We start from the raw sequence: 10287 nt of genomic DNA on the forward strand, positions 1-10287 counted from the left end.
CCCCCCCCCCCCCCCCCCCCCCCGCCACCATGGATCACTTGCCCTCGGTGATCTCCGGGGCGTCCGGGACCTCGAAGCCGGCGGGGCCGAGGTTCTTCTCGACCGCCTCGGCCCAGGCGCCGTCCTCGATCATCTTCTCGATCGCGGCGTTGATCTTCTCCTGGAGCTCGGTGTCGTCCTTGGGGATGCCGATGCCGTAGTTCTCCGGGCCCAGGTCCAGGCCGGCGAGCTCGAACTTGCCCTGGTGCTCGTCCTGCGCGGCGTAGCCGGCGAGGATGGTGTTGTCGGTGGTCAGCGCGTCGACGGCGCCGTTCTCCAGGCCGGTGAGGCACTCGGAGTAGCCGCCGTAGGGCTGGAGGTTCGCGTCGGGGGCGATGTCCTCCTGGATCTTCTGCGCGGAGGTCGAACCGGAGACGGAACAGAGGTTCAGGTCACCGATCTCGTCGTTGCTGGAGATCGACTCGCCGCTGCGCATCAGCAGGTCCTGCGTGGCCACGAAGTAGGGGCCCGCGAAGCTGACCTCTTCCTTGCGCTGGTCGGTGATGGAGTAGGTGGCGACGATGAAGTCGACGTCACCGTTCTTGATCATGTTCTCGCGCTCGGGCGACTGCGCCTGGCGCCAGGTGATGTCGTCCTCCTCCACACCCAGCTCGGCCGCGATGTAGCGGGCGATGTCCACGTCGAACCCGGTGAAGTCGCCGTCGGCGGTCTGCAGGCCCAGGCCCGGCTGGTCGTACTTGATGCCGATGGTCAGGGTGTCGTTGCTGTCGCCACCGTCGCTCGAACCGCCGTTGCTGTCGTCGGAGCCGCAGGCGGTGGCGGTGAGGGCGAGAACGAGGGCGGAGGCGGCCAGCGTGGCGGACTTGCGAGCTCTCATGATCATTTCCTTGCTCTGGTGAAGGGATGCGGGACTACGTGTGGGGGGCCGGCGGCGCCGGCGGTCGTGCGGGTCAGTGGTGCAGGATCTTCGAGAGGAAGTCCTTTGCGCGGTCGCTCTTCGGGTTGTCGAAGAACTGCTGCGGCTCGGCCTCCTCGACGATCCGTCCGTCGGCCATGAAGACCACGCGGTTCGCCGCGGAACGGGCGAAGCCCATCTCGTGGGTGACGACGACCATCGTCATGCCCTCACGGGCCAGCTGCTTCATGGCCTCCAGGACCTCGTTGATCATCTCGGGGTCCAGGGCCGAGGTGGGCTCGTCGAAGAGCATCACCTTCGGCTCCATCGCCAGCGCCCGCGCGATCGCCACGCGCTGCTGCTGGCCGCCGGAGAGCTGCGCGGGGTACTTGTCGGCCTGGTTGCCGACGCCGACCCGGTCCAGGAGCTGCCGAGCGCGCTCCTCCACCTTCGCCTTTTCCTGCTTGCGCACCTTGATGGGGCCGAGCATCACGTTCTGCAGAACGGTCTTGTGCGCGAAGAGGTTGAAGGACTGGAAGACCATTCCCACATCGGCGCGCAGTCGGGCGAGGCCGCGGCCCTCGGCGGGCAGGGGCTCGTCGTCGATCGTGATCGTTCCGCCGTCGATCGTCTCCAGGCGGTTGATGGCCCGGCAGAGCGTCGACTTGCCGGAGCCGGAGGGCCCGATCACCACGACGACCTCGCCGCGCTTGATCGTGAGGTTGATGTCCTGGAGCACGTGGAGCGCACCGAAGTGCTTGTTCACGCCGTCCAGGACGACCAGGTCCTCCGCCAGCGGCGCGGCGTCGCCCTCGACGTCCTTGGTCAGCGGCACATCGCTCATCGTGGTCATGCTCCGTCCTCGTCGGTTGCAGGGACCCTAGCCAGCGGCCGAATGGACGTCAGCCGATCTGAGCTGAAATTGAGGATAACGATCTGATGTCTCTGTACTACGTATTGCCGCTGGTGGTAGCGGTGGGTCACGGCGTCGTGTCCCCGGTGTGGCGGGTGGGACGGCGTACGCCCGGAGCCGGGCCGACCGGCACGCGGGAGTGGACTTCCGGGCCTGTCCGGAGTTCACTTTTCACCGGGGGCCGCAGACGGTGAACCCGCGCCGTGCCCGCCACGGCCGGCCCCGGTGGCCCTCGGGGTCCGGTCCGCCGACCGGCGCCGGTCGGCCGCACCGCATGCACGGACCGCCCCGTGGCGTGTCCGCCCGGTCCCGCCGGGCGGACACGCCCGGACCCACCGTCGTGCCGGGCGCAGGCCGCCGCGGTACGGCACCGCCCGGCGGACGGACGAGACCGCCGCCCAGGCGGAAGGAGGTCGCATGAGACTGCTGCTGGTGGAGGACGACGAACACGTCGCCGCGGCGCTGGTCGCGGTACTCGGCAGGCACGGCTTCCGTGTCACCCACGCCCGCAACGGGGCGGAGGCCGTGGACCGCGTCCAGGCCGGCGGCCACGATGTGGTCCTGCTCGACCTCGGCCTGCCCGACGCCGACGGGTTCGAGGTGTACGGCCAGATCCGGCGGCTCGCCCGGATACCGGTGATCATGGTGACCGCGCGGGCGGACGTGCGCTCCCGCATACACGGGCTGAACCTGGGCGCCGACGACTACGTCGTCAAGCCCTACGACACCGGTGAGCTGCTGGCGCGGATCCACGCCGTCAGCCGCCGCGTGGCGCCCGAGCGCCCCGCGCCGGACCGCGGCGAGCCCGAGGCCGGCACCGCGGCCGGCGGCGAGGTGCTGGCCGCCGGGCCGGTCACCGTGGAACTGTCCACCCGCCGCGTCCTGGTCGACGGCGAGCCGGTGGAGCTCACCCGCAAGGAGTTCGACCTGCTGGCCCTGCTGGCGCAGCGCCCCGGCGTGGTCTTCCGCAGGGAGCAGATCATCAGCGACGTGTGGCGCACCAGCTGGGAGGGGACGGGCCGCACGCTGGAGGTGCACGTGGCGTCGTTGCGTTCCAAGCTCCGCCGGGGTGAACTGGTCGAGACCGTCCGTGGTGTGGGCTACCGCCTCGCCGTCCCACGACCCTGATCGGCCTACCCGACCGTGCGCACCAGGCTCCTCCTCCTGCTCATCCTGCTCCAGGCGGGCGTACTGCTCGCCCTCGGTGTGCCGCTGGCAGCCAGCCAGGCGGCCACCGAACAGCAGCGGCTGGTCGTCGACCGGATCGACGACACGGCCCGTTTCGGCTCGCTCGCCCAGTTCGCCACCGGCGCGGGGAAGGACGCGCCCGCCGGCGCGCTCGACCAGCTGGAGGAGGAGCTCGATCGGTACCACGAGCTGTACGGCATCCGCGCCGGCGTCTTCCGGCGCGACGGACGCCCCCTGGCCTCGGCACCGGTGCGCTGGTCGGGGGTGGCCGAGGAGGAGGCGCGGACCGCTTTCGACGAGGCGCTGGCGGGCCGTCGCAGCCACGGGCCCGGCCAGATCTGGCCCTGGGAGGGGGACCGCCGGCTGGTGGTGGCCTCGCCCGTCGTCCGCGACGGTGACGTGGTCGCGGTGGTGCTGACCGATTCGCCGACCGGCGCGCTGCGCTCCCGCATTCTCCGCGGCTGGCTGCCGATAGCGCTCGGCGAGGCCGCGGCCATGGCGCTGGCCGTGGCCGCCGCTTTCCGGCTCACCGGCTGGGTGCTCAGCCCCGTCCGCGACCTGGATCGGGCCGCCCACGGGATCACCACCGGGCGCATGAACTCCCGCGTCGCGGCGGCCGGCGGGCCTCCGGAGCTGCGGCGGCTCGCCGCGTCGTTCAACGAGATGGCCGACCACGTCGAGGAGGTGCTGGAACAGCAGCGCGCCTTCGTCGCCGACGCCTCCCACCAGCTGCGCAACCCGCTCTCCGCGCTGCTGCTCCGGATCGACCTGCTGGGGCTCGAACTGCCGCCCGGGAGCCAGGAGTTCGCTTCCCTGCGAGCCGAGGGCACGCGGTTGGCGCGCGTCCTGGACGATCTGCTGGACCTCGCCGTCGCCGAGCAGTCCTCCGTACACCTGCGCACCACCGACGTCGCCGCGCTCGCCGCCGAACGCACCGTCGCCTGGGGGCCGGTCGCCGATCGCGAAGGGGTCACGCTGCGGTCCACCGGCGCCAGCGCCGTCACCGCCTGGGCGGACCCGATCGCCCTCTCCAGCGCCCTGGACGCCCTCGTCGACAACGCGCTCAAGTTCACCCCCGCCGGAGGGACCGTCGAAGTGTCCTGCCGGGCGGAGGGTGACATCGTGCGGATCGAGGTGGCCGACACCGGCAGCGGCCTCACCGACGAGGAACTGGCTCGGGTGGGCGACCGCTTCTGGCGCGCCGGGAGCCACCAGAACGTCTCCGGCTCCGGGCTGGGCCTCTCCATCGTGAAGGCGCTGCTGACCTCCGGCGGCGCGGACATCGCCTACGGGCACAACGACCCCGAGGGGCTGCGCGCCACCGTGCGGCTCCCGCGAGAGGACCCCGGGCAGCCCGGAGCCGAGTGACCGCCGTGCCGCGGGCGGCGCCCGGCCCCGGAGGGCGGGCGCCGCCCGCGGCGGCCTGGCTCAGCCGCGCGCGAACCGCAGCGTCAGGATCTGGAAGGGCCGGAGCGACAGCCGCACCGTGCGCCCGTCCTCGACCGCCGGCGCCTCCCCGTCGGGCCACGGCCGCTCCAACAGGTCCGTGACCGTCGCCGACGCCGCCGTGAACCCCAGCGACAGCACCGCCGCGGACCTGCCTCCCGATGCCTCGTACACCCGCACCACCACGTCGCCGGAGCGGTCCTCGGCGAGCTTCACCGTCTCCACGACGACCGCGCCGGCGTCGGAGACGACCAGGGGGCTCACCTCGGCCGACCCCGGGACGGACCGCTCGGGGAGGTTGATCGCGTGCCCCTCGCGCACGGCGTCCTCGATGCCCGCGCCGGGCACCAGGGCGTACCGCATCCGGTGCCGCCCCTGGTCGGTCTCCGGGTCGGGGTAGCGTGGCGCGCGCAGCAGCGAGAGCCGGACCGTGGTCGTCTGCGAGCCGTCCTCCCGGATGTCGCGGGTCACCTCGTGCCCGTAGGTGGAGTCGTTGACCAACGCCGCCCCCCACCCCGGCTCTCCCACGTGCAGCCAGCGGTGGGCGCAGATCTCGAACTTCGCCGCCTCCCACGTGGTGTTGGTGTGCGTGTCGCGGTAGACGTGGCCGAACTGCGTCTCGGTCGCGGACCGGTCCGCCTTGACGTCCAGCGGGAACGACGCCTTGAGCAGCTTCTCGCTCTCGTGCCAGTCCACCTCGGTCGCGATCTCCAGCAGCCGTTCCCCGGCGCGCAGCGTCAGCAGCTGCTCCACGGAGGAGGCCCCGAAGCCGCGTACCACCCGCACGGTCGCGGACCGGCCGCCGTCGGTCAGGGGGGCGACCTCACGGGCGTCGGTCAGGTCGGTGACGTTGTGGCGGTAGAAGGCGTCGATGTCCCAGGCGTCCCACTTGTTGGGCAGGTCGGGATGGAGCTGGAGCAGGTTGGCCGCGGCGCCCGGCGCGACCGCCTCCCTGCCGGAGGCCGCGTCCACGGCCGACACCACCAGCCCGCGGGCGTCCACCGTCACGCGCAGCAGCCCGTTGTCCAGGACCCAGCCCGCGTCGGCCGGGAGCGCGGTCAGAGTCACCGGCACGGCGCCGGGCACGTCCGCGCCCCGGGGGACGGCACCGCCGCCGGGGACGCCGTGGCGCGCGTGGGGCGCGGCGTTGAAGACGACGGAGCCGCCCGCCGCGCCGTCCGCCGGACCGGCCAGCGCCCGCTGCGCCGCCGTGATGATCTCCTCCAGCTCCTCCCGGAGCCGGTCGTAGGTCTCACGTGCCTCGCGGTGGACCCAGGCGATGGACGACCCGGGCAGGATGTCGTGGAACTGGTGGAGCAGCACGTCCTTCCAGATCCGCTCCAGCTCCTGGTACGGGTAGCGGTAGCCGCCGTCGTGCACGGCCGCGGTCGCCGCCCACAGCTCCGCCTCGCGGAGCAGCGACTCGCTCCGGCGGTTGCCCTGCTTCGTCTTCGCCTGCGAGGTGTAGGTGCCCCGGTGGAACTCCAGGTACAGCTCCCCGGCCCAGACGGGCGCCCCCGGGTACTCCGCGAGCGCCTTGCCGAAGAACTCGGCGGGCGTCTCGACCTCCACCCGCGGGGAGCCGTCGAGATCGCGCAGCCGCCTGGCGCGCCCCAGCATCTCCCGGGTGGCGCCGCCCCCGCCGTCGCCGTGGCCGAAGGGGACCAGGGAGCGGCTTGCGCTGCCCTTCTCGCGGAAGTTCCGTGCCGCGTGCGCCAGCTCCGCCCCGGTCAGCTCCGCGGTGTAGGTGTCGACCGGCGGGAAGTGGGTGAAGACCCGCGTGCCGTCGATGCCCTCCCACCAGAAACTCGAGTGCGGGAAGGCGTTGGTCTGGTTCCAGGAGATCTTCTGCGTCAGGAAGAAGTCGGAGGCGGACAGCCGCACGAGCTGCGGCAGTGCGGCGGTGTAGCCGAAGGTGTCCGGCAGCCACACCTCGCGCGTCTCGATGCCGAACTCGTCCAGGAAGAACTTCTTGCCGTACAGGAACTGCCGGGCCATGGCCTCGCCGCCCACCATGTTGGTGTCGGACTCCACCCACATGCCGCCGACGGGGACGAACTGACCGGCCGCGACCTTCTCCCGCACCCGTTCGAAGACCTCGGGCCGGTGCTCCTTGAGCCACGCCAGTTGCTGGGCCTGCGACATCGCGAACCGGTAGTCGGGGTCGCCGTCCATCAGCGCCACCGTGTTGGCGGAGGTCCGCGCGACCTTGCGGACGGTCTCCCGCAGCGGCCACAGCCACGCCGAGTCGATGTGGGCGTGGCCCACGGCGCTGACCCGGTGGGCCGAGGCGCGGGCCGGAGAGGCGAGCGCCTCGGCCAGCGGCTCGCGCGCCGCGGTCGCGCTGCCGGGCACGTCGGTGAGGTCCAGCGCGTCGAGCGACCTCTCCACCGAGCGCAGCACCTCCCACCGGCGCGCGTCCTCCAGCGGCAGCTCCGTCATCAGCTGCCCGAGGACCTCCAGATCCCGGACCAGCTCCCACACCTGGGGGTGGAAGACCGCCAGATCCATGCGCTCGACCCGGTACAGCGGCTCGTCGCCGGCGGTCAGCCGGTCGCCGAGCGGGCCGGGAAGCTGCGGGGTCAGCAGGATCGGGTTCGACGCCGCCTCGACGAACAGCTCGACCCCCTCGCCCCCCGCCGCGCTGTCGGCGATCCGCACCCAGTCGTTGTGCGGATTGAGCCCCTTGACGGCGGAGCCGTCGCGCCGGTAGACGAGCCCCTCGGACTGGAAGCCCGCCATCGCCCGGTCGAAGCCGATGTCGAGCACGGCCTCCACGGGGAGTCCCCGCCAGGACGGCGGCACCTCGCCCGTGACCCGGAACCAGGTGGTGCCCCAGGCGGGGCCCCAGCGTTCGCCCACGGCCGCCGGGCGGTAGGCCGCGGCGAGCCCCTCGGCCACGGGGACCGGTTCGCCCGGCGCCTCCCAGCGTTCGACCGTCAGCGGCGCTCTGGCGCCGTGGACGGCCGGGGCGATCCGCTCGGTGAGGACGCGGCGCAGGCGGTCTTCCACGATACGGCGGTCGTCGTGCATCAGTCCTCCGGTGGGTCTGCGGTGCGCTTGCGCCCCGGCCGCGGCCGGCCCACCCGGGGAGGCACGGGCCGGGGCCACCCTCCAGGGTGCCGCGCCGCGGGCGCCGGCGGGCGGCGGGGGCCCGCGAGTCGGCGGTGGCCCCGCCGGTTCAGGACTTGACGGAACGGTAGTAGCGCGCCGCGCCGGGGTGCAGCGGCAGCGGCTGGGTGTAGATCGCGGTCCGCAGGTCCACCCGCTGCGCCGCGTGCACGACCGTCGCGATGTGGTCCCTGCCCCGTATCACCGAGGCGGTCAAACGCTCGGTCAACGCCACGTCGGCCCCCACCGTGGTCACCAGGAGGTTGGCCACCGCCACCGTGTCGACCCCGCTGGTGCCGCTCACCTCCGGATAGGCGTCGGGGGGGACGACCGCCGCGCGGTAGTACGCCGTGTGCGCGCCCTGCCGTCTCAGCTGCGGCAGGAGCTCGCCCAGCGGTACCAGCCGGATCGCCCGCCGGGACGCCAGCTGCTCGACCGCCCTGGTGGGCAGGCCGCCGGACCAGAAGAAGGCGTCGAGCCGGTCGTGCTCCAGCATCCGCGGCATGGTGTGGATGCCCTCGCGGGCGGCGGTGACGTCCCGTTCCATGTCGAGCCCGGCCGCCGCCAGCAGTTCCCGTGTGACGAGCTGCACCCCCGAGCGGTCCTGCCCGACCCCCACACGGAGTCCGGCGAGGTCCGCCACGGCGCGCACCGGCGACGCGGCAGGCACCACCAGCTGCATGTAGTCGTCGTAGAGGCGCGCGCACGCCGCCAGCGACTCCGTGTCGCCGCCCGCACGGTGGGAGGCGAGGGAGTCCGCCGTGGCGATGGCGTAGTCCGCCTCGCCGGACAGCAGCCGTTCGATGTTCTCCACCGAGCCGACGCTGGGCGTCAGCACCACCCGCACCTGGGGCAGGTCCCGCGCCAGCTGGGAGCGGAGCAGCTGTCCGTACTGGGCGTACACCCCGCTCGGCACCCCGGTGCTCACCACCACCTCGCCGCTGGGCGGCGGCTCCCCGTCCCGCGCCGCGAGCCACCACACCGCCCCGCCGCCCACCGCGGTCGCCCCCGCGCCCAGCAGGCGTCGGCGGGAGATCGGCGGGAGCGCACGCGAGACCATGCGGACAGTCTGCCCGACACCCGCCCGGCACGGGCACGGCGCCCACCGGCCGGTTCCCCCGCCGCCGGGGCCCCGCCGTGCCGCCCGCGCGGGAACCCGGTTCGGCGCGCCGCCGGCACCGCCTACCCTGGTGGGCATGAGCAGCACTGACGGGAGCCTCCCGGTGGCCGAGCCCAGGACGTACCAGGTCCGCACCTTCGGCTGCCAGATGAACGTCCATGACAGCGAGCGGATGTCGGGACTGCTGGAGGCGGCGGGATACACACGGGCGCCCAAGGAGGCCGAGGCCGCGGACATCGTGGTCTTCAACACCTGCGCCGTCCGGGAGAACGCGGACAACCGCCTCTACGGCAACCTCGGCCAGCTGGCGCCCAAGAAGGCGAGCCGGCCGGGCATGCAGATCGCCGTCGGCGGCTGCCTGGCGCAGAAGGACCGCGACACCATCGTGCGCCGCGCTCCCTGGGTGGACGTCGTCTTCGGGACCCACAACGTCGGCAAGCTGCCGGTGCTCCTGGAGCGGGCGCGCGTCGAGCGCGAGGCGCAGGTCGAGATCGCCGAGTCGCTGGAGGCGTTCCCCTCCACGCTGCCCACCCGCCGCGAGAGCGCGTACGCGGCCTGGGTGTCGATCTCCGTGGGCTGCAACAACACCTGCACCTTCTGCATCGTGCCGGCCCTGCGGGGCAAGGAGAAGGACCGCCGGCCCGGCGACATCCTCGCGGAGATCGAGACGCTGGTCGCCGACGGCGTCAGCGAGATCACCCTGCTCGGCCAGAACGTCAACGCCTACGGCTCCGACATGGGGGAGCGCGAGGCGTTCTCCGACCTGCTGCGCGCGTGCGGCCGTGTCGAGGGACTGGAGCGGGTCCGCTTCACCTCCCCGCACCCGCGCGACTTCACCGACGACGTCATCGCGGCGATGGCCGAGACCGAGAACGTCATGCCGCAGCTCCACATGCCGCTGCAGTCCGGTTCCTCGACGGTGCTGAAAGCGATGCGGCGCTCCTACCGCCAGGAACGGTTCCTCGGGATCATCGAGAAGGTCCGCGCCGCCATGCCGGAGGCCGCGATCTCCACGGACATCATCGTGGGGTTCCCCGGCGAGACCGAGGAGGACTTCCAGGAGACGCTGCACGTGGTGCGCGAGGCGCGGTTCGCGCAGGCGTTCACCTTCCAGTACTCCAAGCGGCCCGGCACCCCCGCCGCGACCATGGACGGCCAGATCCCCAAGGCCGTCGTCCAGGAGCGCTACGAGCGGCTGGTCGCCGTGCAGGAGGAGATCTCCTGGGCCGAGAACCGCAAGCAGGTCGGCCGCACCTTGGAGATCATGGTCGCCGAGGGCGAGGGACGGAAGGACGACGCGACCCGCCGGCTGTCCGGACGAGCCCCCGACAACCGGCTCGTCCACTTCACCCGCCCCGAACAGCCGGTGCGCCCCGGGGACATGGTGACCGCCACCGTCACCTACGCCGCCCCCCACCACCTGCTGGCCGAGGGCACCGTGACCGCCGTCCGCCGCACCCGCTCCGGCGACGCCTGGGAGGCGCGCCAGGCCCAGCCCACCGGGGCGTCCGGCCGCCCCACCGTCTCCCTCGGACTGCCGGGCGTCGGCGCGCCTCCGCCGCTTCCCGACGCGAACGGCGGCTGCGCCGCGCGCTGACACCGCCGGCTCCGTGG

At 73.0% G+C, this 10287-nt stretch carries 7 protein-coding genes; 3 read left to right on the plus strand and 4 right to left on the minus strand.

What is annotated here, in order from left to right; genetic code table 11:
* Positions 1-34: 34 nt before the first annotated feature.
* Together HCJ92_RS15975 and HCJ92_RS15980 are read right to left on the minus strand one after the other, a co-directional pair.
* On the minus strand, positions 35-877 hold the full coding sequence (locus tag HCJ92_RS15975) for a glutamate ABC transporter substrate-binding protein (protein ID WP_167934270.1): 843 nt from the start codon (positions 875-877) through the stop codon (positions 35-37).
* Positions 878-950: 73 nt separating this feature from the next.
* Positions 951-1739 carry an amino acid ABC transporter ATP-binding protein gene (locus HCJ92_RS15980; RefSeq protein ID WP_167934276.1) on the minus strand — a complete coding sequence of 263 codons (789 nt, stop codon included), beginning with the start codon at positions 1737-1739 and terminating at the stop codon, positions 951-953.
* A gap of 486 nt (positions 1740-2225) precedes the next feature.
* Here HCJ92_RS15980 and HCJ92_RS15985 point away from each other — a divergent pair, with 486 nt between their 5' ends.
* Together HCJ92_RS15985 and HCJ92_RS15990 are read left to right on the plus strand one after the other, a co-directional pair.
* Positions 2226-2936 carry a response regulator transcription factor gene (locus HCJ92_RS15985; protein WP_167934271.1) on the plus strand — a complete coding sequence of 237 codons (711 nt, stop codon included), beginning with the start codon at positions 2226-2228 and terminating at the stop codon, positions 2934-2936.
* A 15-nt stretch (positions 2937-2951) separates the two neighbouring features.
* Positions 2952-4364 (plus strand): ATP-binding protein, encoded by a 1413-nt coding sequence (locus HCJ92_RS15990; protein ID WP_167934272.1) that lies wholly within the window; start codon positions 2952-2954, stop codon positions 4362-4364.
* A 60-nt stretch (positions 4365-4424) separates the two neighbouring features.
* Here HCJ92_RS15990 and HCJ92_RS15995 read toward each other — a convergent pair whose 3' ends face one another.
* Positions 4425-7475: an alpha-mannosidase gene (locus HCJ92_RS15995; RefSeq protein WP_167934273.1), complete on the minus strand. Its 3051-nt coding sequence runs from the start codon at positions 7473-7475 to the stop codon at positions 4425-4427.
* Positions 7476-7623: 148 nt separating this feature from the next.
* A complete protein-coding gene (locus tag HCJ92_RS16000) occupies positions 7624-8613 on the minus strand; it encodes a TAXI family TRAP transporter solute-binding subunit (RefSeq protein WP_167934274.1) in 990 nt (329 codons plus the stop codon).
* A gap of 136 nt (positions 8614-8749) precedes the next feature.
* On the opposite strand from HCJ92_RS16000, the gene miaB reads away from it, so the two are divergent.
* Entirely contained in the window at positions 8750-10270 is a 1521-nt protein-coding gene (miaB, locus tag HCJ92_RS16005) for a tRNA (N6-isopentenyl adenosine(37)-C2)-methylthiotransferase MiaB (RefSeq protein ID WP_167934275.1), read from the plus strand.
* Positions 10271-10287: the final 17 nt, after the last annotated feature.

The organism is Streptomyces spiramenti (genome assembly GCF_012034385.1).
Taxonomy (GTDB): domain Bacteria; phylum Actinomycetota; class Actinomycetes; order Streptomycetales; family Streptomycetaceae; genus Streptomyces; species Streptomyces spiramenti.